This window comes from Roseisolibacter sp. H3M3-2 (genome assembly GCF_029211165.1).
Lineage (GTDB): Bacteria > Gemmatimonadota > Gemmatimonadetes > Gemmatimonadales > Gemmatimonadaceae > Roseisolibacter.
Genome location: NZ_JARGEK010000774.1, coordinates 1 through 634, shown reverse-complemented (window position 1 = coordinate 634; position 634 = coordinate 1). Strand labels below are relative to the sequence as shown.

The window sequence follows — 634 nt, the reverse complement described above, 5'->3', positions numbered from 1 at the left end:
GCGCGCTCGACGCGGCGCTCCCCGCGCGCACGCCCGACGCGCGGGGCTCGCTCACCGCGGCGCTGGTCGCCGCCCGCCGCGCCGCGCCCTCGCGCGCCGCCGCCGCCGACCCGCCGAGCCTCGTCGTGGTGTCGCCGATGGCCCGAGAGGAGGTGGATGCGGCGACGCTCGCCGTGCGGGCGGAGTGGGGAGGACGCGCGCGGCTCGTGACGGCGGGAGTCGCGACGGCGGGAGTCGACACCACGGGAGTCGCGACGGCGCAGGACGCGGTCACGACTCCCGTGGTGTCGACTCCCGCTCCTGCGACTCCCGCCCCATCGCGACTCTCCAGTGTCTCCGTGCGCGGCGCCCCCCGCGACGACGCGCTGTCGGCCGCGCTGGCGCTCGCGGGGGCCCGGCTCTCGGACACCGCGACCGTGCGCGTGACGCGCGCGCGCGCCGTCTCGCTGTGGCGGGCGAGGGCGGCGGGGGCGGGGCGCGTGCTGGTGGAGTGGCCGGCCGACGGCGTGCCGACGGGCGCGCGTTCGGGCGCGGCCGACACGGCGACGGCGCTCGTGGTCGGGGACCGCGCGGCGGTGGCGACGTTCGCGCGCGCGGCGCTCCCCGACACGGCGGGCGCGCGCGTGGTCGCGCG

2 pseudogenes are annotated in these 634 nt (G+C 81.5%); one reads left to right on the top strand and one right to left on the bottom strand.

The window, feature by feature from the left end:
• A pseudogene (locus PYV61_RS26335) lies at positions 1–241 on the bottom strand (hypothetical protein); the annotation flags it as partial.
• A gap of 97 nt (positions 242–338) precedes the next feature.
• Here PYV61_RS26335 and PYV61_RS26330 point away from each other — a divergent pair.
• Positions 339–634, top strand: a pseudogene (locus tag PYV61_RS26330) (hypothetical protein); the annotation flags it as partial.